General features: G+C 73.7%; 24 protein-coding genes. 11 read left to right on the top strand and 13 right to left on the bottom strand.

Going from position 1 to position 22,905, the window contains the following annotated elements; translation table 11 throughout:
* Positions 1 to 127: 127 nt before the first annotated feature.
* From K4G59_RS13370 to K4G59_RS13350, 5 genes are read left to right on the top strand one after another with little or no spacing between them, the layout of a single operon-like run.
* Positions 128 to 2,206 (top strand): catalase, encoded by a 2,079-nt coding sequence (locus K4G59_RS13370; RefSeq protein WP_269210130.1) that lies wholly within the window; start codon positions 128 to 130, stop codon positions 2,204 to 2,206.
* Complete coding sequence (locus K4G59_RS13365) at positions 2,199 to 3,233, top strand: acyl-CoA dehydrogenase family protein (protein WP_231251559.1); 1,035 nt, start codon at positions 2,199 to 2,201, stop codon at positions 3,231 to 3,233. Before K4G59_RS13370 ends, K4G59_RS13365 begins: the two co-directional genes overlap by 8 nt.
* A complete protein-coding gene (locus tag K4G59_RS13360) occupies positions 3,230 to 4,543 on the top strand; it encodes a bifunctional PIG-L family deacetylase/class I SAM-dependent methyltransferase (RefSeq protein WP_231251558.1) in 1,314 nt (437 codons plus the stop codon). Before K4G59_RS13365 ends, K4G59_RS13360 begins: the two co-directional genes overlap by 4 nt.
* Positions 4,540 to 5,229 carry a glycosyltransferase family 2 protein gene (locus K4G59_RS13355; protein WP_231251557.1) on the top strand — a complete coding sequence of 230 codons (690 nt, stop codon included), beginning with the start codon at positions 4,540 to 4,542 and terminating at the stop codon, positions 5,227 to 5,229. The genes K4G59_RS13360 and K4G59_RS13355 overlap by 4 nt, the downstream gene beginning before the upstream one ends.
* A gap of 41 nt (positions 5,230 to 5,270) precedes the next feature.
* A complete protein-coding gene (locus K4G59_RS13350; RefSeq protein WP_231251556.1) occupies positions 5,271 to 6,272 on the top strand; it encodes a 5'-3' exonuclease in 1,002 nt (333 codons plus the stop codon).
* A gap of 18 nt (positions 6,273 to 6,290) precedes the next feature.
* Here the strand turns inward: K4G59_RS13350 and K4G59_RS13345 are convergent, their stop codons facing one another.
* The 3 genes from K4G59_RS13345 to K4G59_RS13335 are packed head-to-tail and all read right to left on the bottom strand — an operon-like array spanning position 6,291 to position 7,804.
* Entirely contained in the window at positions 6,291 to 6,950 is a 660-nt protein-coding gene (locus tag K4G59_RS13345) for a GOLPH3/VPS74 family protein (RefSeq protein WP_231251555.1), read from the bottom strand.
* Positions 6,951 to 6,960: 10 nt separating this feature from the next.
* Complete coding sequence (locus tag K4G59_RS13340; protein ID WP_231251554.1) at positions 6,961 to 7,575, bottom strand: DUF6198 family protein; 615 nt, start codon at positions 7,573 to 7,575, stop codon at positions 6,961 to 6,963.
* 13 nt (positions 7,576 to 7,588) lie between these two features.
* A complete protein-coding gene (locus K4G59_RS13335; RefSeq protein ID WP_231251553.1) occupies positions 7,589 to 7,804 on the bottom strand; it encodes a hypothetical protein in 216 nt (71 codons plus the stop codon).
* Between K4G59_RS13335 and K4G59_RS20670 the strand changes: the two genes are divergently transcribed.
* Positions 7,712 to 8,179 (top strand): nuclear transport factor 2 family protein, encoded by a 468-nt coding sequence (locus tag K4G59_RS20670; RefSeq protein WP_372461816.1) that lies wholly within the window; start codon positions 7,712 to 7,714, stop codon positions 8,177 to 8,179. The genes K4G59_RS13335 and K4G59_RS20670 overlap by 93 nt on opposite strands.
* Here the strand turns inward: K4G59_RS20670 and K4G59_RS13330 are convergent.
* On the bottom strand, positions 8,165 to 9,595 hold the full coding sequence (locus K4G59_RS13330) for an HNH endonuclease signature motif containing protein (RefSeq protein WP_231251552.1): 1,431 nt from the start codon (positions 9,593 to 9,595) through the stop codon (positions 8,165 to 8,167). The two genes, K4G59_RS20670 and K4G59_RS13330, sit on opposite strands and share 15 nt — an antisense overlap.
* A gap of 315 nt (positions 9,596 to 9,910) precedes the next feature.
* Here K4G59_RS13330 and K4G59_RS13325 point away from each other — a divergent pair, with 315 nt between their 5' ends.
* From K4G59_RS13325 to K4G59_RS13315, 3 genes are all read left to right on the top strand, one after another.
* Positions 9,911 to 11,200 carry an endonuclease/exonuclease/phosphatase family protein gene (locus K4G59_RS13325; RefSeq protein WP_231251551.1) on the top strand — a complete coding sequence of 430 codons (1,290 nt, stop codon included), beginning with the start codon at positions 9,911 to 9,913 and terminating at the stop codon, positions 11,198 to 11,200.
* Positions 11,201 to 11,342: 142 nt separating this feature from the next.
* Positions 11,343 to 13,364, top strand: a complete 2,022-nt coding sequence (locus tag K4G59_RS13320) for a PhoX family protein (protein ID WP_231251550.1) — start codon at positions 11,343 to 11,345, stop codon at positions 13,362 to 13,364.
* Positions 13,365 to 13,383: 19 nt separating this feature from the next.
* Positions 13,384 to 14,166 (top strand): ceramidase domain-containing protein, encoded by a 783-nt coding sequence (locus K4G59_RS13315; protein WP_231251549.1) that lies wholly within the window; start codon positions 13,384 to 13,386, stop codon positions 14,164 to 14,166.
* Positions 14,167 to 14,181: 15 nt separating this feature from the next.
* Here K4G59_RS13315 and ctlX read toward each other — a convergent pair whose 3' ends face one another.
* The 6 genes from ctlX to K4G59_RS13285 form a co-directional block, all read right to left on the bottom strand.
* The gene (ctlX, locus tag K4G59_RS13310; RefSeq protein ID WP_231251548.1) at positions 14,182 to 15,213 is read right to left on the bottom strand and encodes a citrulline utilization hydrolase CtlX; all 1,032 of its coding nucleotides are present in this window, start codon (positions 15,211 to 15,213) and stop codon (positions 14,182 to 14,184) included.
* A gap of 31 nt (positions 15,214 to 15,244) precedes the next feature.
* Entirely contained in the window at positions 15,245 to 17,551 is a 2,307-nt protein-coding gene (locus tag K4G59_RS13305; protein WP_231251547.1) for a coiled-coil domain-containing protein, read from the bottom strand.
* Between the two features lie 66 nt (positions 17,552 to 17,617).
* Entirely contained in the window at positions 17,618 to 18,715 is a 1,098-nt protein-coding gene (locus K4G59_RS13300; RefSeq protein WP_231251546.1) for a threonine aldolase family protein, read from the bottom strand.
* A gap of 10 nt (positions 18,716 to 18,725) precedes the next feature.
* On the bottom strand, positions 18,726 to 18,929 hold the full coding sequence (locus K4G59_RS13295; RefSeq protein WP_231251545.1) for a hypothetical protein: 204 nt from the start codon (positions 18,927 to 18,929) through the stop codon (positions 18,726 to 18,728).
* Between the two features lie 43 nt (positions 18,930 to 18,972).
* The gene (locus tag K4G59_RS13290) at positions 18,973 to 19,503 is read right to left on the bottom strand and encodes a thermonuclease family protein (RefSeq protein ID WP_231251544.1); all 531 of its coding nucleotides are present in this window, start codon (positions 19,501 to 19,503) and stop codon (positions 18,973 to 18,975) included.
* Positions 19,504 to 19,515: 12 nt separating this feature from the next.
* Complete coding sequence (locus K4G59_RS13285) at positions 19,516 to 20,040, bottom strand: 2'-5' RNA ligase family protein (protein WP_231251543.1); 525 nt, start codon at positions 20,038 to 20,040, stop codon at positions 19,516 to 19,518.
* Positions 20,041 to 20,072: 32 nt separating this feature from the next.
* Between K4G59_RS13285 and cobT the strand changes: the two genes are divergently transcribed.
* Positions 20,073 to 21,122: a nicotinate-nucleotide--dimethylbenzimidazole phosphoribosyltransferase gene (gene cobT / locus K4G59_RS13280; protein ID WP_231251542.1), complete on the top strand. Its 1,050-nt coding sequence runs from the start codon at positions 20,073 to 20,075 to the stop codon at positions 21,120 to 21,122.
* A complete protein-coding gene (locus K4G59_RS13275; RefSeq protein WP_231251541.1) occupies positions 21,119 to 21,886 on the top strand; it encodes an adenosylcobinamide-GDP ribazoletransferase in 768 nt (255 codons plus the stop codon). The genes cobT and K4G59_RS13275 overlap by 4 nt, the downstream gene beginning before the upstream one ends.
* 18 nt (positions 21,887 to 21,904) lie before the next feature.
* Here the strand turns inward: K4G59_RS13275 and K4G59_RS13270 are convergent, their stop codons facing one another.
* The 3 genes from K4G59_RS13270 to K4G59_RS13260 all read right to left on the bottom strand — a co-directional run bounded on the left by K4G59_RS13270 (position 21,905) and on the right by K4G59_RS13260 (position 22,900).
* Complete coding sequence (locus K4G59_RS13270) at positions 21,905 to 22,093, bottom strand: hypothetical protein (protein ID WP_231251540.1); 189 nt, start codon at positions 22,091 to 22,093, stop codon at positions 21,905 to 21,907.
* A gap of 66 nt (positions 22,094 to 22,159) precedes the next feature.
* Positions 22,160 to 22,447, bottom strand: coding sequence for a hypothetical protein (locus K4G59_RS13265; RefSeq protein ID WP_231251539.1), 288 nt, complete (start codon positions 22,445 to 22,447; stop codon positions 22,160 to 22,162).
* A gap of 60 nt (positions 22,448 to 22,507) precedes the next feature.
* The gene (locus K4G59_RS13260; RefSeq protein ID WP_231251538.1) at positions 22,508 to 22,900 is read right to left on the bottom strand and encodes a hypothetical protein; all 393 of its coding nucleotides are present in this window, start codon (positions 22,898 to 22,900) and stop codon (positions 22,508 to 22,510) included.
* Positions 22,901 to 22,905: the final 5 nt, after the last annotated feature.

Here is a 22,905-nt window from a genome sequence, read left to right as displayed (position 1 = left end):
TGGCGTGTGGCACGACTCGGACGCCTCCAACGTACTCACGCCCCAACGGAGGTGACCCGGTCCGGCGTGCCGCGCCTAGCGTCGGGACGGGCGCAGTCCTGCGCCCGGCCAGACCACGGGAGCACAGATGCCGAACAAGCGACCGAGCACGTCCACCCCCGGCCAGCGGGGGGAGGGCGACGAGCTCCACCAGGGCGTGAAGCGCGGCGAGCGCATGACGACCGCGACCGGCACGCCCCTGGGCGACGGGCAGAACTCGCTCAAGGTCGGCGACCGCGGGCCGACGCTGCTCGAGGACTTCGCCTTCCGCGACAAGATGTTCCACTTCGACCACGAGCGCATCCCGGAGCGGGTCGTGCACGCCCGCGGCTACAGCGCCCACGCGACGCTCGAGTGCCTCGACGCGATCCCCGACCTCACCCGGGCGGCGCCCTTCGCGACCAAGGGCAAGAAGACCGAGGCGTTCGTCCGGTTCTCCACCGTCGCCGGCAACCTCGGCTCCCCGGACCTCGCCCGCGACGTGCGCGGGTTCGCGGTGAAGATGTACACCGAGGACGGCAACTGGGACCTCGTCGGCAACAACATCCCGGTCTTCTTCATCCAGGACGCGATGAAGTTCCCCGACCTCGTCCACGCGGTCAAGGAGGAGCAGGACCGCGGCTGGCCGCAGGCCGCCTCGGCCCACGACACCTTCTGGGACTTCGTGTCGCTGATGCCGGAGTCGACGCACATGCTGCTGTGGGCGATGAGCGACCGCGCGATCCCGCGCTCGTTCCGCTTCATGGAGGGCTTCGGCGTCCACACCTACCGCTTCGTCAACGCCGACGGTGAGTCCACCTTCGTGAAGTTCCACTGGAAGCCGCGCCAGGGCATGCAGTCGGTGGTGTGGAACGAGGCGCTCAAGATCAACGGCGCCGACCCCGACTTCCACCGCCGCGACCTCCACGCAGCGATCGAGAGCGGCGACCTCCCGCAGTGGGACCTCGGCGTCCAGGTCTTCGACGAGGCCTTCGCCGACGAGTTCGACTTCGACGTCCTCGACGCGACCAAGCTGATCCCCGAGGAGGTGCTGCCGGTGCGCGTCATCGCCCGGCTGACCCTCGACCGCAACGTCGACAACATGTTCGCCGAGAACGAGCAGGTCGCCTTCGGCACCCACAACGTCATCCCCGGCATCGACTTCAGCAACGACCCGCTGCTCCAGGGCCGCAACTTCTCCTACCTCGACACCCAGCTCAAGCGGCTCGGCAGCACCAACTTCACCCAGCTCCCGGTCAACGCCCCCCGCTGCCCGGTGGCGCACTTCCAGCGCGACGGACACATGCAGACCTCGCTGCAGGAGGGTCGGGGCACCTACGAGCCCAACTCGCTGACCGGCGACGACCGCGGTCCGCGCGCCGACGTGGTGCAGGGCTACCAGAGCGTCATGCGCGAGGAGGCCGGACCGACGCGCCGGCTGCGCGCGGAGTCGTTCGCCGACCACTACAGCCAGGCCCGCCAGTTCTTCCTCAGCCAGACCGAGGTGGAGCGAGAGCACATCGTGGCCGCCTTCGCCTTCGAGCTGGGCAAGGTCGAGGACCCCAGGATCCGCACCCGCATGCTGGGCAACCTGCGCAACGTCCACGAGGACCTGGCCCAGGCCGTCGCCGACACGCTCGCGATGCCGCTCCCCGAGGCCTCCGAGGCGGCGGTGCCGACGCGCACCGACCTGCCCGAGTCGCCCGCGCTGAGCATCCTGCGCAACGGCCCAGAGTCCTTCGCCGGACGCAAGCTCGGCGTGCTGGTCACCGACGGCAGCGACAAGGCGGTGGTGAAGGCGGTCGCCTCGGCGTTCGAGGAGTCCGGCGCGGTGGTGGAGTACGTCGCCCCGGCGATCGGCCCGGTGAAGCTGAAGGGTGGCGGCACCCTGACGCCGGACCACGCGATCGACGGCGGGCCGTCGGTGCTCTTCGACGCGGTGGCCCTGCTGCCGTCGTCCGACGGCGCTGACGCGCTGGCCCGCCGCGCCAGCGCGAAGGACTTCGTCAGCGACGCCTTCGCCCACCACAAGCTCGTCGGCCTCGGCGCCGACGCCGCGGTGCTGCTGGCCGCGGCGGGCGTGGAGCCGGACGAGGGGTTCCTCGACCTGGCCTCCGCCGACGACGCGGCCGTCTTCGTCACCCGCTGTGCCTCGCTGCGGCACTGGGACCGCGACGTCCGTGCCTGAGCCGCGCCCGGTGCTGCTCGGCTCCCCGAGCCAGGTCGAGCGGCACGAGGTCACCGACGCTGCCGCCCGGGCAGCAGGGGCTGCGGGAGACGTGAGGGCCGCACTCGCCCTGGCCGGGGACCTGGGCGGTCGCGTGCCCGCGCCCGGAACCGGCCGCACCGCGCACGCGTGGTCGGCCCTCGCGAGCGTCGCCGCGGCCGACCTGACCGTCGCGCGCACCCTCGAGCCGCACCTCGACGCGCTCGCCATCCTCGAGCAGGCGGGCGAGCCTGCGCCGTCCGGCACCTGGGGCGTCTTCGCCGCCGAGGGCCCCGGCGAGCCGTTGCGCGCTGCGCCTGACGGGTCGGCGTACGTCCTCACCGGGCGCAAGCACTGGTGCTCGCTCGGGAGCGTGCTGGACCACGCTCTGATCAGTGCGTGGGTGGGTGAGGAGCGACAGCTCTTCGCCGTCGACCTGCAGCAGGACGCGGTGACCGCCGTGCCGGGCACGTGGGTCGCGCGCGGCCTCGTCGCGGTCGACTCGGGTCCGCTGGACCTGGCCGGCGCCAGGGCTCGCGCCGTCGGCCCCCCGGGGTGGTACCTCGAGCGGCCGGGCTTCGCGTGGGGTGGCATCGGCGTGGCCGCCGTGTGGTTCGGCGGCGCCGTCGGGATCGCCCGTCGGATGCTCGCTGCCTCCGCGAGCCGACCGCCCGACCAGGTGGCGCTGATGCACCTCGGCGCCGTCGACGCGCAGCTCCACGCGGCGCGCTGCGTGCTCGAGCAGGCGGCGCATGCAGTCGACGCGGGGACGCTCGGTGGCGCGGACGGCTGGCGTGCCGCCCTGCGTGTGCGCGAGGTCGTGGCGCTCGCCGCCGAGGACGTGCTCGGTCGCGCGGCCCACGGGCTCGGGCCGGGACCGCTCGCCACCGACGAGGAGCACTCCCGGCGCGTGGCCGACCTCGAGCTCTACCTGCGCCAGTGGCACGCTGAGCGCGACCAGGCCGCGCTCGGCGAGGCGCTCCTGCGATCGGGGCCGTCGGGGTGGTGAACGAGCCCGCCTTCCGCCACGACCGGGCCGGCACGCCCGCAGCCGCGTGGACGCCGTCGATCGAGACCCTTCCCCCGCTGCACCTGCCGGACTCGAGGACCCGCCTGGTCGTCGTCGGGGCCCACCCCGACGACGAGACCCTCGGGGCGGCCGGGCTGGTCCGCGCGGCCGCACGCGCCGGGTGGGAGGTCACCGTGGTGACGGCCACCGCCGGCGAGGGCTCGCACCCCGGCTCCCCCACGCACCCGCCCGCCCTGCTCGCGGACGTCCGTCGCCGTGAGCTCCGGGCGGCGATCGACACCCTGGCCCCGGACGCCCGCGTGGCGTGCCTCGACCTGGCCGACGGCGACGTCGCCGCACACGAGGACGCGCTGGTGGCGGCACTCGTCGAGGAGGTCGGCACCCGGGGTGACGACGTGGTGCTCTGCGCACCGTGGCGCGGGGACGGCCACCCCGACCACGAGGCGGTCGGTCGCGCGGCCGGGGTCGCCGCCGTACGCACCGACGCCCTGTTGGTCGAGTACCCCGTCTGGCTCTGGCACTGGGGCTCGCCCGAGGACGTCCCGTGGGACCGCGCTGCCCGGCTGGATCTCGGCGAGGCCGGTCGCGCCGCCAAGCGCACGGCCGTCGCCGCCCACGCCAGCCAGGTGCGTCCACTGTCGCCGGCACCGGGCGACGAGGTGCTGCTGGGGCCGGACCTGCTGGCGCACTTCGACCGCGACGGCGAGGTGTTCCTCCTGCTCGACGAGGCGGTGGCGGACGACGCGCTCGACCAGGTCCACCGCGAGCGCCCGGACCCGTGGCAGGTCGAGTCCGCCTACGAACGGCGCAAGCGGGCACTGACGCTGGCGAGCCTGCCGCACGAGCGCTACCGCAGCGCCCTCGAGGTCGGCTGCTCGGTCGGGGCGCTGGCCGTCGACCTGGCGGGTCGCTGCGACCGGGTGCTGGCCGTCGACGACAGCGAGGCCGCGATCGACCTCGCGCGTCGCCGTACGGCCCGGATCGCCCACCTCGAGGTCCGCCGGGCACGGGTGCCCGAGCAGTGGCCCGAGGGGCGGCACGACCTCGTCTCGATCTCCGAGGTCGGCTACTTCCTCAGCCCGCGACGGCTCGACGAGGTGGTCGGGCTCTCCTTCTCGACCCTCACGGACGACGGGCACCTGGTGCTGTGCCACTGGCGCCACCAGCCCGTCGGGTGGCCGCTGGCCGGACCTGCGGTCCACGACGCATTCCTGGCCACAGGCGCGCCCGTCCTGGTCGAGCACCACGAGCCCGACTTCGACCTCCTGGTGCTGGGGCGGCCCACGTGAGCGCGCCGTCGGCGGTCGCCGTGGTGGTCCCGGCGCGCGACGAGGAGGTGCTGCTCCCCGCCTGCCTGGAGTCGGTCCGCGTCGCTCGCGACGCGCTCCACCTCGCCCACCCGGAGATGCACACCGAGGTGTTCGTCGTCCTCGACGTGTGTCACGACGACACCGCCGGCGTGGTGGCCCGACACGGCGTACGAGCGGTCACGAGCCGCGCCGGCAACGTCGGCGCCGCGCGTGCGCTGGGGGTGGAGACGGCCGCCGAGTGGGCCGGGGACCGCGGTGCCCTGTGGATCGCGAGCACCGACGCCGACAGCGTGGTGCCGCCCCACTGGCTGCTGACGCAGGTGCGCCTGGCTGCGGAGGGGCGCGACCTCGTGGTGGGGACGGTCAGCCCGCGCCCGGTCGACCTGTCCCCCGAGGTGCTGGCTGCCTGGCACGCCCGCCACACGCTCTCCGACGGGCACGAGCACGTCCACGGCGCCAACCTCGGCTTCTCCCTCGACGCCTACCTCCACGTCGGCGGGTTCGCGCCGCTCCCGGTCCACGAGGACGTCGAGCTGGTCGAGGCGATGCGCTGCGCCTCGCTCGACTGGGTCGCCACCGGCGCCATCGCCGTGACGACGTCGGGACGGCGTACGGCCCGCGCGCCTCTCGGCTTCGCGTCCTACCTCGAGGGCCTCGGCGCCTGATCGCGCCCGTTCGCCCGCCGTCTAGGCTGGCGCCGATCACCATGGCTCCCAGCAACCCCGACCCCCGCGCCCGCCGCCTGCTGCTGGTCGTCGACGCGCCTTCGCTGCTGCACCGCAACCACCACGCGCGCGCCCACACCGGGCTCCGGGACCGGCACGGCCGACCGATCTGGGCGCTGCAGGGGATGCTGCGCCAGATCCTGGAGTCGATCGACACGATGGCGCCCGACGCGATCGTCTTCGGCCTCGACGACCGGACCGGGTCGGTGCGGCGCGACGCCTACCCCGACTACAAGGCCGGGCGCGCGCAGAAGGACCCCGAGCTCGTCGACCAGCTCGACCGCGCGGGCGCGTTGCTCGACGCCCTCGGGCTCGCCACCGTGACCCCGCCCGGGCTGGAGGCCGACGACGTCAACGCCTCCGGCGCCACGTGGGCCGAGCGCAACGGCTGGAGCTGCGTGATCATCACCTCCGACCGCGACGCCTTCGCCCACATCAGCGCACACACGCGGGTGCTCCGGCTCATCGACGGAGGGATCCACGGGTCCCCGATGCTCAACCCCGCGCGGCTCTTCGACATGTACGCCGTCCGCCCGGCCAACTACCTCGCCTTCGCCGCCCTGCGCGGCGACTCCAGCGACAACCTGCCCGGCGTGCAGGGCATCGGGGAGAAGACGGCCGCGATTCTCCTCGACGTCGCCGGGTCGATGGACGCCGCGTGGGCCGACATCGACCACAACGACGGCCGGGCGCTGCTCGAGGCGCTCGACGACTGGTCGGCCGAGACGGGCGGGCGCCGCGTCGGTGCCACCGTCGTACGCCGCCTGCAGGCCGAGGGCGCACGCGAGCGCTACGACTTCAACGTGCGGATGATGTCGGGGCGCGACGACCTCGACCTCGGGCTGACCCCGGACGTGCCGGGCTCGCGAGGCCTGCTGCCGCTCGACCTCGACCGCGTCACGCGGGTGGTCGGCTTCCTCGACAACGACTTCACCACCGACTTCGCCGTGCGGGTGCTGACCGGGCGGCCGGCGTCGGGCTGAGGCCGGCGGCCCGCGTGCTCAGCTGCCGGACACGACGATCGGCAGGATGACCGCGGTCATCATCGCGGTGTTCATCGCCGCGACCGCCTTGCCCACCGCGTCGCCGGTCGCGACGTCGCCGGACGCCTCCTCGATGCGCTGGGCGAGCTCCTTCTTGCCGAGGACGCCCTTCTCGTCCTCCAGCACCTTCGGGGCCAGGCCGAGCCCCTGGAGGATGGCGAGCAGCGCCGCGTCACCCGTCGAGGGCGTACCGCCCAGGAGGACCGTGCGCAACCGCTCGCGCACGCGCCGCTCGGGCTCGGGGTCGACAACCGGGTAGCTCTCGGGCACGAGGCCCAGGACGCGCTTCTCCTCGATCCTGATCACGCCCGCCGCCCTCAGTGCTCGGGCGAGCTCCGCCTCACGGGCGAGTTTGCCGTCCGTCACCAGCGACGACAGCTTCTTGCCGTCTCGCGCCTCGAGGCGGGTCATCGCGGCGTCGAGCGCCGGATGCCCGACCGGTCCCGCGTGCGGGATCGACATGCGCGGGTCCTTGTCGTCGCTGAGCGTGATGCGCCCGGCCACGACGAGGTCGGTGAGCAGCGCCGCGGCGAAGCCGTAGCCACGGTGCGCCATGGCGCTCTCCGGCTTGCCGTCGTCGCGTCGCAGGAGGAGGAAGAGCTCTTCGGCGATCAACATGGCTCCCACGCTAGGTGGCGTTCTCGCGCACCGGATCCATCGTCTGGTGGAGATCGACCCTCATCATCCGGGCGGTCAGGTCCACCGCCGGGCCGAGGAGGAAGATCACCGCGAGCGTGCCCGCGCCGACGGTGGCGCCCAGCAGCCAGCCGCCGAGCGCTCCCCCGCCCTGGACGACGCTGTAGGTCCACCTGAACGCCACCGGCGGGTCCCAGGCCAAGGCGGCGGCCTCGGCGGGTCCGGCTCCGGTGTGGCTGCCGAGGTAGAGGGCGATGCCGATCGCGAGCACCGGGAACGCCGCCACGAGCAGTACTGCTCGCCACACGAGGTCGTCCGGAGTCGTCAACAGCCCGAGGGCCACGTCGACCACCACCCCGACCAGGACGACCTGCACGACCGTGCCGATGCCCGGGATGACCTTGCGCAGCATCGCCATCGTCACGAACACCGCACCCACGACGAGGTTGACGATCCAGAAGGCGACACCCGTCGTGAGCGCGAGGCCGTTGACGAGGGTGGAGTAGCCGTCCGACCCCAGGTCTGCGGCCAGCAGCATCGCCACTCCCGTCCCGAGGACGACGCAGCCGAGCAGGAGCATCGCCGTACGGCGCGGGCTGGGGATCACGCGCGCCAGCATGTCAGGCGGCGCGCACCGTCTCGTCGCCGAGTCGGCTCGTCGTCGCTTCGCTGGTCACGCAGCGTGCGAGGGCCGAGCGGGCGCATCGAGACCCGTCACCGTCAGCGGTGGCACCTCGTCGCCCATGGACGACCAAGCCGCTGTCGTCAGCGTCGCCGAGGCGCGAGCTGACGCCCTCGTCCGGGGCGATGCCGCCCAGCTCCTCGTCCTGCATCACCCGGGCTTCCGCCGGACCACCCACACCGGTCAGGTGTTCGACCGAGCGGAGTACGTGGCACGCAACACCCGGGGCACGACCTGCTGGGGACGCAGGTCTTGGCGACCCCAGCGTCGTGGTTCGGCGACACCGCCGTGCTGCACGCAGAGGTGGCTGACGTGGTGCTGGCTGCTGACGGTGAGCCCGAGGCCTTCCGGATGCCCGATGAGCCAGGTCTGGGTGCGGGACGGTGGCGGGGTCGTGCCCCGGCGGCCATGCCGGCCCGCGCCCCGCGGGCTGACCACGCCACGCCGACGGATGGGGACCTGCGGGCGTGCCTGTCGCCCCGCCTCCTCGTGGGTGGCGGGGTGTGGGGCGGGGTCATCTTCGAGGTGACGGGATCGAGGGTGGGCCGAGCTCGGGTGGACCGGGGTCGGGTGGGTCGAGCGCGGTGGTCCCGCTGCGGTCGCGGCGGTAGCGATGGCCGTGCGGGCTGGTCCACTCGAACACTCCCGGCGCGGTCATCCGGTAGTGCCAGGCGGTGTGGGTCTTGAGCCGGTGGTGGAACCGGCACAAGGCCGCAAGGTTGTCGGTGTGCGTCGGCCCGGGCTGTGGTCGACCTTCTGCGTCGGCGTCATGGTCGTACTCGGTGACGTGGTCGACGTCGCAGCCCCGGGCGGGGCGACCGCACCACGGGAAAACACAGGTTCGGTCGCGGAGGGTGATGTGGTCGCGGATCCGGTCCGGGATCGCGTAGCCCGGCGCAGACTTCTCAGCGTTGAGGTCGATGACCGGCTTGACGGTGACCTTCGTGCGCGAATCGCCGCACCAGCTCTTGAGCTGGTCGAGCAGGACCAGCCGCTGGCCCTCCTCGAGGCGTCCGGTAGGCCCGAAGGTCGTGGTGTCGCCGGACAGGGTGGCGTCGACGTGGGCGTGGAGCACGACTTCCCGCGCGACCGGCAGGTCCTGCCCGTCGTCCGAGCGGTTGGTGTGTCCGTGCTGGAAGAGGGCGAGCGCGGTCTGCGTACGAGCCAGGTCGCCCAGCGCCTTCGCGCGGCGTGCGTCGAGCGGCAGCTCGGACCCGAGGGCCTTGAGGGTGGCGGCTCTGTGGGCGAGGGCCTGGTGGAGGTCGAGTCCGTCGGCCAGGTCGACCTCCGCTTCCAGCCGCACGGTGCCGGCGAAGTGGACGTCCTGGTCGTGGATCGTGACGTGGCGCGGGTCGACGTGGAGGTACCCGTCCTCCGGGTCGGCGGCCGGGTCGGCGGTCGCGAGGTCGAACCTCTTGATGGTCTCCGCAACGAGGCGGTCCAGCTGTGCGGGACCGATCCGACCTGCGACCGCGACGACCTGCGCGTCCACGAACGCGGCTGCCTCACGGGTGAGGGCCGGGGTGCAGTGGATCGTGACCTCCGCAACCGCGCGGGCGCGCCAGACCGGCACCCGGCCGGCATGCACCTGGCTCCAGAGCCGCGGCAGTCGGTGGCGCAGCTCGAGGGCGTGACCGATGAGCTTCTTCGCCGACACGCTGGTGATGCCCAAGACAGCGCCGAGCTCGGCGACGCAGAACTCCGCCACCAGCGGCGTGCCGGGGCCGGCGATGGGCTCCTCGTGCTCACACCCCGCGACCGCGAACGACGCCGCGGAGTGAATCGACTCGGGCGGGTGGAGGTCGGCCCACCGGGCAGCAACCTGAAGGAGCTCCGCGGCCGCGCGGTCCTCGGCAGTCTTCGAGCCACGGGCGAGCGCGAGCAGGTCCGAGGCGGTGAGGTCCTCGACCTCACCTGCTCCGGGTCCCGCCTGCGCCTCGATCATGCGTTCGATTCTAGAGGGAGGCTCCGACGCTAGGCCACGACGGGAAGCACGAGGAACGATCAAGATCTGGGTTGGGGTGAGGAGGGGGCTCGACACGTCTCGCTCGGTCCTCGCTCGACTACTCGACCACCGAGAGCGCGGCACCACTTCGGGTACCAGACCCGCGCACTCGGTCGACAGAGGTGGTCCAGCGCGTCCTCGCGAGGTCGCGTGAGGTGAACACCGGGTGAGACCTGCGCCAACAGCAGCCGGGCCACCTTTCGTCGTGTCGGACGTCCGTCGTAGGTTGGCCGGGCCCCCTCGGAAGGTACTCGGATGCTCCCTCGGCCCACGCCCCACCGCTCCCGCCTCGCCCTCGCAGGCGCGGCCGCCCTCGCCCTCGGCGGGCTCACCGCCTCGTTGCTGACCATCCCGGCCAGCGCAGGTGGCACAGGCATCGACGCACGCAGGAGCGCCAAGCCCGCGGACGTGCGCTTCGCGACCTTCAACGCCTCGCTCAACCGGTTCGCCGAGGGCGACCTGGTGCGCGACCTGTCGACCCCGGACAACGCCCAGGCCGCGGCCGTCGCGGAGACCATCCAGCGCACCGACCCCGACGTGCTGCTCATCAACGAGTTCGACTACGTCGCGGGTGGTCGCGCCGCGGAGCTGTTCCGCGACAACTACCTCGAGGTCGGGCACCGGGGCGCCGCCCCGCTCCACTACCCCTACTACTACGTCGCCCCCGTCAACACCGGCGTCCCGAGCGGACTCGACCTCGACAACAACGGCACGATCGGTGGCGGCAACGACGCGTTCGGCTTCGGCACCTTCCCCGGCCAGTACGGCATGGTCGTCTACTCCAAGCACCCGATCGCCACCGACGAGGTGCGCACCTTCCAGCGCTTCCTGTGGAAGGACATGCCCGGCGCCGTGCTGCCCGACGACCCGGCCACGCCCGAGCCCGCGGACTGGTACTCCCCCGCCGAGCTCGACGCCGTACGCCTGTCGTCGAAGTCGCACTGGGACGTGCCGATCCGCATCGGCGGGCGCACCGTCCACTTCCTCGTCTCGCACCCGACGCCGCCCACCTTCGACGGCGCCGAGGACCGCAACGGCACCCGCAACCACGACGAGATCCGGCTGTGGGCCGACTACGTCAGCGACCGAGCCGACTACCTCTACGACGACGAGGGCACCTACGGCGGCCTGCCGCGCGGCAGCCGGTTTGTCGTCGCCGGCGACCAGAACGCCGACCCCTTCGACGGCGACTCCTTCGACGACGCGATCCTCCAGCTGCTCGAGCACCCGCGCGTCCGCGACCCGCACCCGCGCTCGGCCGGCGCGGTCGAGGCAGCCGCCCGAGACGCAGGCGCCAATCTCGACCACGCGGGCCCGGCGGCGCAGGACACCGCGGACTTCGCCGATGCGCTGCCCAACGGTCCCGGCAACCTCCGCGCCGACTACGTCCTTCCCGACCGCTCGACCAAGGTCCGTGACGCAGGCGTGTTCTGGCCCGAGTCCGACGACCCGCTCTTCCGCCTCGTCGGCACCTTCCCCTTCCCGGCCAGCGACCACCGCCTGGTCTGGGTGGACGTGCGACCCACCGGAGCACACGGCCGCTGACCGCAGATCCGTCGAGCAGAGCGCGGATTCGCGGACGGGTCGGGTGCCGTTCACCCGACGTCCATCCGCCGGCCCTCCGCGCGGCGACGTGGGCGGTGAGAGTCGGGGGGTCCGCCCACCCTCCTCTCGGAAAGCCCTCCCGATGACTCCTCACCAGAGCCGCACCCTGCTCCCGATGGTCAACCGCACGCACGGCAACCGCAGCCCGGTCACCTGCCACCTCCGCTGCGGCGACGCCTGCTTCCAAGAGGTCCCGAACACCACCGAGACGTCCTACTTCCGCGACATCGCCGCCAACGCGCTCAGTCGCCGCTCCGTCGTGGGCACCGGCCTCACCGTCGCCGCACTGACCGCGGTGGGCGGCCCGGTGGCCGCCTCCCCGGGTGCCGCCCGGCCGAAGCCCGGTCACGGCGGGCCGAAGCGCCTCGCCTTCTCGCCAATCGCCCCGGCCGCCACGACGGTCGACGACGTGACCGTCCCTGCCGGCTACCGCTGGGACCCGATCCTGCGCTGGGGCGACCCGATCCTCGCCGGTGCGCCGGACTTCGACGCCACCCGCCAGTCCCCCGAGGCGCAGGCCGGCCAGTTCGGCTACAACAACGACTACCTCGACATCATCGAGACCAACCGCGCCGGGACGCGCGCCCTGCTCGTGTGCAACCACGAGTACACCAACGAGGGCATCATGTTCCCGCCCGGCACGGACCCCGAGACCGTCATCCGCACGGCCTGGGCCGCGCACGGGATGTCGGTCGTCGAGCTCGAGCGACGTCGGCGCGGCGACGCGTGGACGTACGTCCCGGGCGCGCGCCTGAACCGCCGCATCACCCTCGACTCCCCGTTCACCGTCGACGGCCCCGCAGCGGGCTCCGACCTGCTGAAGACCGCGGCGGACCCCACCGGTCGCACCGTGCGCGGCACCATGAACAACTGCGCCGGTGGCACCACGCCATGGGGCACGGTCCTGTCCGGCGAGGAGAACTTCAACCAGTACTTCCGCGCGACCGGCACCGACCCGAAGGAGGCCCGCTACGGCCTCTCCGCCACCCAGGACAGCCGCAACTGGCGCTCGGTCGACCCGCGCTGGGACGCCACGACCGAGGCCTACCGCAACGAGCCGAACCGCTTCGGCTGGATCGTCGAGCTCGACCCCAGCGACCCGACGTCCACCCCGGTCAAGCACACCGCCATGGGCCGCTTCAAGCACGAGGGCGCAAACGTCATCGTCAACCGCGACGGCCACGTGGTGGCCTACATGGGCGACGACGAGCGCTTCGACTACCTCTACCGCTTCGTCTCCCGCGACCGGATGCAGCCCGGCAACAGCGCCCGCGCCCGCCGCCACAACCTGCGCCTGCTCAGTGAGGGCGACCTGTCGGTGGCCCGCTTCACCGGCGACGGCCTCGAGGACGGCGTGAGCGACGGCACGGGCGAGTGGATCCCGCTCACCCGCGACGGCCGCTCGATGGTGCCGGGCTTCACGATCGAGGAGGTGCTGGTCTACACCCGCCTGGCCGCCGATGCCGTGCAGCCCACGAAGATGGATCGGCCCGAGGACGTGGAGCCCAGCCTGCGCAGCGGGCGCATCTACGTCGCGTGCACCAACAACACCGACCGTGGCAAGGTCGGCAAGGAGGGCCCCACCGAGCCCAACCCGCGCCCGGCCAACAAGGACGGACACGTGGTCGAGATGCTCCCGACCGGTGGCGACCACACGGCGGCGACCTTCACGTGGAACCTGTTCCTCATCTGCGGCGACGCCGCCTCTGCCGGGACCTACTTCGGCGGGTGGACCGGGCCCGTGTCCCCGATCTCGTGCCCCGACAACGTCGCCTTCGACAGCGAGGGCAACCTCTGGATCTCGACCGACGGCCAGCCGAGCGCGATCAAGCTCAACGACGGCCTCTTCAAGGTGCCCGTCGAGGGTCGCGAGCGCGGCCGCGTGCAGCAGTTCCTGGCCGTCCCGTCGGGTGCGGAGACGTGCGGACCGGTCATCCACGACCGCGACGGGTCGGTCTTCGTGGCCGTCCAGCACCCGGGCGAGGACGGCTCGTGGGCCGCGCCGCAGTCGCGCTTCCCCGACTACGTGCCGACCGGCTCGACCACCGGCGCCGGGTCGTTCGCCGGCCCGCGCCCGAGCGTGGTCCAGGTGACACGCGCCTGAGGAGCCCTACGATCGACCCGTGCCGCGACCCCTCACCACCACCGTCGCGGTCGCGGCCGGGTCGACGGCGCTCCTCGCCCTGGCGGTCGCCCAGGGCTGGCTCGGCCCCGACGTCGGGCGGGGCGCCAACTTCTGCGAACGGGCGCGACCCGGCGCGATCGCGCAGCCGGCCAACACGCTGTCCAACCTCGGCTTCGTCGTGGCCGGGCTTCTCGTCGCCCACCACGCGCAGCACCGTCGACATCGCGGGCCCAGCACCCGGCCCGTGATGTCGGCGGGCGTCGCGACGCTCTTCGCGTGCGTCGTCGTGCTGCTGGGACCGGGCTCCGCCGCCATGCACGCCACGCAGAGCGCGTGGGGCGGCCACCTCGACATGCTGAGCATGTACCTCGTCGCCGGCTTCGCCGCGGCCTGGGCGTGGGCGCGGTGGACCCGCCGTGGGACCGCCGGCTTCGTGGCGGCGTACGTCGCCTGCGTGGCCGCGTGCGAGCTCATCGGGCTCTGGCCCGACCCGGTCCCGGTGGTCAACTACTCCGGCAACCTCGCCTTCGGCGTGCTGCTGCTCGGCGCCGTCGTCCTGGAGACCGCACTCTGGCGCCGAGGCGAGACCAGCCGGGTGTTCCGCCACGGCGTCGTGGCGGTGACCGCGATGCTCGTCGCCTTCGCGATCTGGCTGCTCAGCAACGCCGGCTGGTGCGACCCCGACTCGCTGCTGCAGGGGCACGCCGCGTGGCACCTGCTCTGCGCGGTCGCGGCGTACTGGCTCTACCGGCTCTACGCCTCCGAGCTGCGGGCCACCTGACCCACCCGCGTCGACTCAGGCGTTGCCGTCGACGAAGCGCCCGTCCGGCGTGACCGGATTGTCCTCGTTGATCGCGGCGACCGCCGCGCTGAGCTCGGCCTCGGCCAGCGGGCGGCGGTGGTCGAGGTGCACCCCGGCGATCATGCAGCGCACCGAGCCACCGGCGAGCTCGATGGTGGGGATGTCGACCGCCACGATCTCGCACGACTCCTCGATCGCAGCGACCTGGTCGGGACGCAGCGAGCGCTTGGCCCGCGCCGACATCGCCATCACGTAGCGACGCCGGCCGTCCGCCGTACGTCCGCACAGCTCGACGGCGTTGCCGGCGAACTCCCGGATCTGCTCCTCCGTCAGCTCGACGATCGTGCGCCCGGTGACGGCGAGCCGCTCGCGCACCTGCTGGCGGCGGTGCTCGTCGGGGATCATGTCGAGCGCGAAGAGGGCGACGTGCGTGCCGACGCAGGCGATGACGTTGGTGTGGTAGACCGGGATCCCGTCGGAGTCCACCGCGTCGAAGGCCATCGGCTCGTAGTTGAAGTCGGTGCAGAAGCGCTCCAGCACCGCGACGTCGGCGCGGTAGCTGCGGGCGGCGTAGGCGACGCGGGAGACGTGGTCGAGCACCATCGCGCCGGTGCCCTCGAGGAAGATGCCGTCCGGCTCGAGGCCGGAGTAGTCGACGATCGCCTGGACGCGGTACTCCGACTTCAGCATCTCCAGCACGTCGCTGCGACGCTCGTGGCGGCGGTTGGAGGCGTACATCGGGTAGACCGCGACGGTGCCGCCGGCGTGCGTGGACAGCCAGTTGTTGGGGAAGACGCTGTCGGGACGGGTGTGGTCGTCGTCGTCGAAGACGTGGACGCGTACGCCGACCGCGCGCAGCGCCTCGGCGAGGGCGTCCATCTCGGCCAGCGCGCCGGCGGACGTCGCCTCCTCGGTCTGGCCGGCCGGGGCGTCGGCCTGGAAGGCGTTGTCCGCAGCGGTCGCCGGGTTGGGAACGAACCTGGTCGCGCGGATCAGGATGACAGCGGAAGGGGCCTGGGCACTCACGGGAGGAATCTAGGGCACGCGGCGCCGCGCGTCAGAACCCGCGCGACCCGCCACCGCCGCCACCACGGGAGCCGCCGCCACCGCCGAAGCTCCGCGAGCCCCCGCCGCCGCTGCCGTGTGACCCGCCACCCCCGCTGAAGCCCCCGCCTCCACCGGAGCCGCCACCGAAGCCGCCACCGAAGCCGCCACCGCCGCCGCTCGAGCTGCGGCGCCGTGCTGCCTCCGCTCGGCGGGCGGCCTCGCGCCGCTGCTCGGCGTCGCGGCGGTCCTGACGGGCGCGCGCGGCGGCCGCGTCGGCGGTGTCCTTGGCGCTCTCGGCGCCGGCCGTGATCGCTGCCAGCGACCCGGTCTCGGACTCGGCGAGCGCGAGCCGCTCCCTCGCGTCGTCGAGCAGCTCGCGAGCGGCGCCGGAGACGTCCCCGTGGGCGACCTGGTCGCGGGCCGCGGCGATCGCGGACGCCGCGGCGTCCAGCGCGCGCTGCGAGGCCTCGTGGTCGGCGATCGCGCGGTCCACCACGGCGCGGGCGCGGGTCAGGCCGGCCTCGGCCTCCCCCAGCTGTGCGTCGAGTCGCAGCCACGGCGGCCTCGCGAGCCCGGCGGCGTCACCGACCCCGACCGCGGCGGAGCGGAAGCCCGACACGTCCGGGACCTGCGCCAGGAAGGTCATCGCCGCCGGGTGGGTGGTGACCTGCCCCTGGATCGCGTCGGCCTCCACGACGGCCCGCTCGACGCGCTGCGGTACGTCGACCGCGAGCGCCCGCAGCTGCTCGACCAGCAACGCCGGGTGTGCCGCCCCGGCCGCGACGGCGTCCGCGGACTGCTGCGCTGCGATGAGCTCCTCCCGTGCCCGGGCGAACTGCTGGTCGGCCATCGAGGTGTGCTGCTCGATGGTCCGCAGGGCGCCGTCGAGCGCCTCGCGCGCAGCCGACGCCTCGTCGACCGTGGCGCGCACGCCCTCGACGCAGCTGGGGTCCTGGTCGCGCTCGAGGGCCTCGGTGGTGACGTAGGCGTCGGCGATCGCGGCGTCGAGCTCCGTCGTGCGGGTGCGGAGTGCCGCGGTGTCGCGCACCAGCGCCGCCCGGAAGTCGGCGAGCTCGCTGAGCCAGGTGCGGTGAGCGGCGAGATCGGCCTGCGCCCGCTCGTGGAGCGCGGCGGCGTCGCCGTGGCGCTGCTGCGCGGCGAGTGCGGCGGCGTCGGTCGCGGCCTGCTCAGCCTCGGCCGGGGCGGCGTCGTTGTCGGTCGTGCGGTAGCCCTCGACCTGCCGCGAGGCGAGGAGCGCGGTGACCTCGGTGGCGCCCGCGCGCAGCGCCCCGATCCGCGCTGGGAGCTCCTCTCGGAGCGTGTCGTAGGACGAGAGCCGCTCCTCGACCCCGGTCATCGCCGCCTGCGCCGAGCGCAGCTCGCGGATGGCGGCCTCGACCTCGTGGCCGGCCAGCGTGGCCTCCTCGGTGTCCATCCCCGCCACGGCCGCCTCGGTGTGCACCTCGGAGAGGCGCAGGTAGGTCGCGGTGGCGCCGTCCCGGGTGGCCACGGCCTCGGCGTGGGCGGTCCGGATCCCGTCGGCGACCGCGTCGCTGACCGGCGGCAGCGCGCTGACCCGCGCGTCGATGAGCTCGTTGCTCTCGTCCAGCTCGAACCACGCCTGCGCCATCGCGGACACCGCGTGCGCGAGCGAGGTGCGGGCCGCGGCCCGTGCCTTCAGCCGTCGCCGCAGCCGGACCGCGCCGTAGCCACCGCCGCCGAGCGCCGCCAGGCCGACCGGCACGCCGAGGAGCCACGGGGACGGGGCGGACCCGCCACCGTCGGTGGAGAAGTCGGAGGAGAAGTCGTCGGTCTCCGGGACGTACGGCTCCGGGACGCGCGTCGGGCTCGAGGCGGCGTACGCCTCTGCGTAGCCCCGCAGCCCCTCGACCATCCCGCCGGTCCACTGTCCGTTGCCGAAGGCCGGCCCCATCGCGGTCGTCTCGACGTCGTCGCGCGAGGAGTCGAAGCGGCCGAATGCCCAGCCGTCGTAGTGCGTGCCCAGCTCGCGACCCCCGGTCGAGACGCCGAGCACCAGCAGCGAACGTCGCCCACCACCGCTGAAGCCCCAGCCCGCGCACTGCGCGCGTGCGTCGACGAGGGCGTCGTAGAGGTCGCCGCCGCCGGGGGTCTGCTCCCAGGCGATCACCTTGACCGTCGCCCGGTCGTCGAAGGAGGACCGGGCCGCCCGCGAGACGGCACGGTCGTCCAGCACGTCGGCCTCGTCGAACACCACGCTGCGGTCGCACAGCTCGCCGGCGGCGTGCGCGGGCGCCGTGGCCGAGAGGGCCGTCCCGCACGTCAGCAGCGCCAGCACGGCACCCCGTCCTACGCGACTGCCCGGGGTCGTCCCTGCCCCTGCCCGCATGGCGATCCTCCCGTGCTACGCGCCGGCGCGACTCGCCCCGACTGCCGCGGCCATCAAACCAGCCACCTCGACCGGGTCGCGGGCGATCGCGGATTCGTGGCAGGTCAGCTCGGTCTGGACCCAGCCCGGGACGTCGGCCGCCCGCCACAGCCCGCACGGCACCACACCGCGCTGCTCGGTGAAGGCGACGACCCGCTCGTTGACCTCGTCGGGCGTGCCGGGGGCGTAGGCCAGGAAGGTCGCGATGTGCGGCTCCTCGGGGAACGTGGTGAAACCCTGGTCGCGCAGCGCTGCGGCGAGCGCGATCGCCCAGGTGCGGTGGTCGCCGAACCTCTGCAGGTCCTGCAGGCCCATCAGCCCACCGACCGCCGCGGTCGTCATCGAGAAGAGGGTGCCGCCCATCCGCTGGCGCCACGAGCGCAGCTCGCCGGCGAGGTCGTCGGAGCACACGACCAGCGCGCCACTCGAGGCCCCGAGGCCCTTGTAGAGCGAGACGTAGACCGAGTCGAACAGCTCGCCCACCTCGGCGAGGGTGCGGTCCCAGTGCGGCACGGACTCCCAGATCCGCGCGCCGTCGGCGTGGAGGGGCACTCGGCGATCACGCGCCGAGGTCGACAGCGCGACCAGCTCGTCCCAGGTCGGCAGCAGGCACCCGGCATCGCGCAGCGGCAGCTCGACCATCGCTGCGCCGAGCCGTCCGCCGACGCGCGCGAGCGCCTCCGCGGTCGGGGTCTCGCGTCCGGTGGTGAGCCACTCGAGCTCGAGGCCGAGCACGCGGCGCGGGCCGTCCTGCTCGTGGTGGACGAGGTGGGAGAGGTCGGGCAGCGCGACGCGGCGCGAGCCGGACCGGTCGCACCAGGCGCGCAGCGTGGCCTGCTGGGCCATCACGCCGCTGGGGAACATCACCGCAGCGGGCTTGCCGAGCAGCCCGGCGACCTCGGCCTCGAGCTGCGCGACCGCGCCACGCTCGCCGTAGCGGTCCCACTCGACCCCGTGCGCGTCGGCGTACGCCGCCAGGTCGGCGAACATCGCCGCCGGCGTGGAGGGCGGGCGCCCGAAGATCGTCTCCGCGGACGCCGAGGCGGCGCGGAACCGGACCGCGAGGTCGCTCACGACCAGCCGTTCAGGACTGGCGCTTGAACCAGTACGTCGTCTCGACGCCGGGGATCACCTGCACCAGCTCCCAGCCGCTGACGCCGAGGGAGGTCAGCAGGTCCTCCCACGACTCGGTGTCGGCGACGAGCGCCTCGGGGTCGGCGTTGTAGCCACCGACCTCCACGTTGCCCTGGTCGTCGACAGTGATCTCGAGGTGCGCCCATGAAGCCATGCCACGATCCTGCCACGTCGCGACACGGTCCGGTCACCCGCACTCAGCGCCAGCAGGCTGCCCAGGAGCCGCGGTCGGCCTTCCGGGCCCGCCGCTCGGCCGCTCGGTAGTCCCCCGCCCGCTGCAACGGGTCGTCGCGGAAGATGAAGACCCGCGCCCGCCCGGACCGCAGCTGCGCGAGCCCGACATCGTCGCCGGACCGGTGCACGTAGCGCAGCAACCGGCCGTAGCGGTCGCGATCGCCCTGCGTCCGGTCCGGCACGAGGGCGACCTTCGCCCCCACGGGGGCGAGCCGGGCCATCGCCTCGGTGGCCTCCCGGCCACCACACTCGAGCCGGGGGTGGACCTCGGGCGTGTCGATGCCGAGGATGCGGACGTCCTCCTCGCGCCCGTCGGGCAGCCGCACCTCGAGGGTGTCGCCATCAGTGACGCGCACCACGACCGCCCGGTCACGCTGGGCCCGGTCCGCGCCGAGGAGATCGGTCACCCGGTCCGGCAGCACGGCGGACCCCACCATCTTCGGCAGCGCGAGGAGCACCGCCGCAGTGACGAGGAGCAGGGCGAGGCGGCGCATGGTCGAAGACTGTCACCCGCCGAGGCTCCACTCGTGCAGAACGCGGCAACTGCCGGACTCCCACCACGCGAGCTGGAGCCGGTCGAGCACGACCCGCACCGGCACCACATCGTTGAGCAGCGCGGCCGTGGAGGCGAGGTCGACGTGGTCGGAGGCGGCGTCGACAGTGAGGTGCGGCTGCACGTCGGCACCGAACTCCCCGGCGTACGGCAGCCAGTCAGGGAAGGCTGCGACGAGGTCGGCGGTGAGGTCCCGGAGCCGGTCGTCGGGCTCGGGGAACAGGTGGATGATCCCGTTGGGGAACTGCGCGAGCTGCGCCAGCTCCAAGGCGACGGGCGTCGTCGCAGATGCCAGGTCGGCGATCGTGGCGAGGGCGGTCTCCGACGGATCGGGGTCGAAGGGACCGAGCACCGTGATGTGGGCGTGCCCGAAGCGCGGGTCCGTCGAGACGAAGCCCGCGTCGTAGTGGGCCGTCCGCGCCCGCACCCACTCCTCCAGCGCGTCGACCGGGAGCTGGAGGACGGAGTGGCCGGGCACGGCCCCAGACTGGCATCTAGGCTGGCGCCGCCATGGACCAGACACGCATCCCTACGCCCATCGCCCCGCCCTCCCCCGACGTCGCCGCGCGCGCGCAGGAGCGGCTCGCCGGTCTCGCCACTCCCGCGGGAGCGCTGGGCCGCATCGGCGAGCTGGGCGCGTGGCTGGCGGCCGCGCAGGGCGAGGTGCCGCCGCGCCCGCTCACCGACGTACGCCTGGTGGTGCTGGCCGGCGATCACGGCGTCGCGGCGCACGGCGTCTCGGCCTACCCCGCCACGGTCACCGAGGCGATGGTGCGCACGATCGTCGCCGGCCGTGCGGGCGTCTCCGCGCTGGCCCGCGAGCACGGGGTCGCGGTTTCCGTGCTCGACATCGCCGTCGACGCCGACCTCTCCGACCTGCCTGCCGAGGTCGGCGCCCGCAAGGTGCGTCGCGGCTCGGGGGCCATCCACCTCACCGACGCGCTCACCCGCAACGAGGCCGAGCGCTCGCTCGCCCTCGGCGCCGAGGTGGCGCGCGAGCTGGTCGACGACGGCGCGCAGCTGCTGATGACCGGGGACCTGGGCATCGGCAACACCACGCCCGCCGCCGCGCTCGTCGCGGCGGCCCTGGGCCTGCCCGCCGACGAGGTCACCGGCCGCGGCACCGGCATCGACGACGACGGCTGGACCCGCAAGCGCGACGTCGTCGCGGCAGCCCTCGCGCGGACCGCGGGCCGCACCTCCGACCCGGTCGAGCTGCTCGCCGCCCTCGGCAGCGCCGACCTGGCCGCGACAGTGGGCTTCCTCGTCGAGGCCTCCACCCTGGGCGTGCCCGTCGTGCTCGACGGCCTCATGTCGGTCGCGTGCGCGGTCGTCGCCGAGGCGATGGCGCCGGGCGCGGCCGCCTGGTGGGTCGCTGGGCACCGGTCCACCGAGCCTGCCCAGGCCCACGCGCTGAAGTCCCTCGGCCTCGAGCCGCTCCTCGACGTCGGGATGCGCCTCGGCGAGGGGTCCGGCGCGGTGGCCGCCCTCCCGATGCTCCGCTCGGGCATCGCGGTGCTCCGCGACGTGGCGCTGCTCTCGGAGGTCCTGCCTTCGTGAGCCTGCTGCGCGACGCCTCGCTGCTCGCCACCGGCACGCTCACCGCCGTACGAGTACCGCCTCCCTCGCACGTCGACCGGTCCGTGGCCGGGCTGGCCATGGTGCTCGCGCCGCTGGCCGTCCTCCCGCTCGCGGGCGCGGCCGCACTGGTCGTGCTCGTCGCCGGCTGGATCGACCTGCCGCCCCTCGCCACGGCGTACGTCGTCGTGCTGGTGCTCGCGCTCGGCACTCGTGCCCTCCACTGGGACGGGCTCGCCGACACCGCCGACGGGCTCACCGCGTCCTACTCCCCCGCCCGCTCCCTCGAGGTGATGCGCACCGGTCCGGTCGGTCCCGCCGGCGTCGTCGCGGTCGTGCTCGTCACCGGCCTGCAGGCCGCGGGCCTCAGCACGGTCGTGCGGCACGACCAGGCGTGGTGGGTGGTCGCGCTCCTCGTCTGCGCGTCGCGCTCCGTCCTGGCCCTGGCGTGCGTGCGCGGCGTCCCGGCCGCCCGGACCGACGGACTGGGCGCGGTCCACATCGGCGCCGTGCCCGTGGTCGCTGCTGTCGGTTCGCTCGGCGCGAGTGTCGTCACCGTCGCGCTGGCCGGTGTCGGGCTCGGCTCACCGTGGCCGCTGCTGATCGGGCTCGTCGTCCTCGTGGCCGCGGTCGTCGCCCTGCTCATGCGGTGCGTACGCCGCCTCGGCGGGATCACCGGCGACGTGCTCGGCGCGGTGGTCGAGGTGTCGTTCGCGGTGCTGGTGCTGGCTGCCGCGGCGGGGTGACCGCGCGTGCCGGGCCCGCTACATGCGGAGCGTCCGGATGCCCAGGGCGACCGCCACGAGCAGGACGCCGATCGACAGGCTCGTGAGCCAGGCCCAGTCCGGGATCGAGTCACTGGGGACCCAGGCGAGCAGGGCACCCAGGACGATCAGGGCCAGTCCGCCCCGCAGTGCGCCGACAGGTGCGAGCTTCGCTTCCGGAGATGCCATGGCGACGACCGTACTGGATCAGGGCGGGGACGGACGGGGGCGGGGCAGACGCACCGGAGCGGTGCGTCAGCCACCCACGGAAACGAGGGTCACCGCCGCCAAGACGCAGGCCAGTCCCGCGACCGCGACGGCGCCAGTGCCCAGCGCGTGGCTCCGGGGGACGCCGCGCGCGAGCACACCCAGCGGGATGGCCACCGCTGCCCCGAGGTAGGCGAAGGGGCTGAAGAGGTACGTCGGAGCACACAGGGCGCTCAGGACAGCGACAGCCATGGCGATCGCGCCCAGGGCGGGTGAGTCGAGGGTGGGACCCTCGCTCTGGTCCCAGCCCGTCGGCATGGTCGTGTCGTCCGTCACGGGGAGAGAGTAGGCCCGGGGCGGGACGCGTGGAGCTGGTTGCGGCAGACCCAGCCGGGGCTAGCCGGACGGGGCGACGATCCACTGGGTCAACGCCTCGAAGCGCTCACGGCAGTCCGACGGAACGGGTCGCGTGGCGTTGGAGGTCCCGCCGCCGAGCGCGATGCTGTCGCCTGAGCCGTACGTCGAACCGCCGTAGCGAAGTCCTCGGCCGCTCCACTCGACCTCGTCGTCGGGGAAGTATGCGAGGAAGCGCTCACCCGTGCTGGCCTCGACGAAGAGGCAGCCGTCCTCGAGCCGGACCGTCCCCTCGAGCAGTGCCCCGTCGCCACCTTCGCCGGTGGCCTCGTAGGTGCCTACATGCGCTGAGACCTCGTCGGAGGTCCAGGTGCTGCAGCCGGTGCCACCGACACACACGAGCGCGAGGGTCACGGTGGCGGGAACACGGCGCATGCCGG

The sequence above is a fragment of the Nocardioides furvisabuli genome (assembly GCF_021083185.1).
In the GTDB taxonomy this organism is placed as follows: Bacteria; Actinomycetota; Actinomycetes; order Propionibacteriales; family Nocardioidaceae; genus Nocardioides; species Nocardioides furvisabuli.
This window is presented reverse-complemented; position numbering and strand designations above follow the sequence as displayed.

What these genes read in the sequence shown, in the direction of transcription:
- K4G59_RS13370 (WP_269210130.1), top strand. Translation starts at nt 128, where the DNA reads ATGCCGAACAAGCGACCGAGCACGTCCACCCCCGGCCAGCGGGGGGAG.
- K4G59_RS13350 (WP_231251556.1), top strand. Translation starts at nt 5,271, where the DNA reads ATGGCTCCCAGCAACCCCGACCCCCGCGCCCGCCGCCTGCTGCTGGTC.
- K4G59_RS13345 (WP_231251555.1), bottom strand. Translation starts at nt 6,950, where the DNA reads ATGTTGATCGCCGAAGAGCTCTTCCTCCTCCTGCGACGCGACGACGGC.
- K4G59_RS20670 (WP_372461816.1), top strand. Translation starts at nt 7,712, where the DNA reads ATGGACGACCAAGCCGCTGTCGTCAGCGTCGCCGAGGCGCGAGCTGAC.
- K4G59_RS13330 (WP_231251552.1), bottom strand. Translation starts at nt 9,595, where the DNA reads ATGATCGAGGCGCAGGCGGGACCCGGAGCAGGTGAGGTCGAGGACCTC.
- K4G59_RS13325 (WP_231251551.1), top strand. Translation starts at nt 9,911, where the DNA reads ATGCTCCCTCGGCCCACGCCCCACCGCTCCCGCCTCGCCCTCGCAGGC.
- K4G59_RS13320 (WP_231251550.1), top strand. Translation starts at nt 11,343, where the DNA reads ATGACTCCTCACCAGAGCCGCACCCTGCTCCCGATGGTCAACCGCACG.
- K4G59_RS13295 (WP_231251545.1), bottom strand. Translation starts at nt 18,929, where the DNA reads ATGGCTTCATGGGCGCACCTCGAGATCACTGTCGACGACCAGGGCAAC.
- K4G59_RS13290 (WP_231251544.1), bottom strand. Translation starts at nt 19,503, where the DNA reads ATGCGCCGCCTCGCCCTGCTCCTCGTCACTGCGGCGGTGCTCCTCGCG.
- cobT (WP_231251542.1), top strand. Translation starts at nt 20,073, where the DNA reads ATGGACCAGACACGCATCCCTACGCCCATCGCCCCGCCCTCCCCCGAC.
- K4G59_RS13270 (WP_231251540.1), bottom strand. Translation starts at nt 22,093, where the DNA reads ATGGCATCTCCGGAAGCGAAGCTCGCACCTGTCGGCGCACTGCGGGGC.
- K4G59_RS13260 (WP_231251538.1), bottom strand. Translation starts at nt 22,900, where the DNA reads ATGCGCCGTGTTCCCGCCACCGTGACCCTCGCGCTCGTGTGTGTCGGT.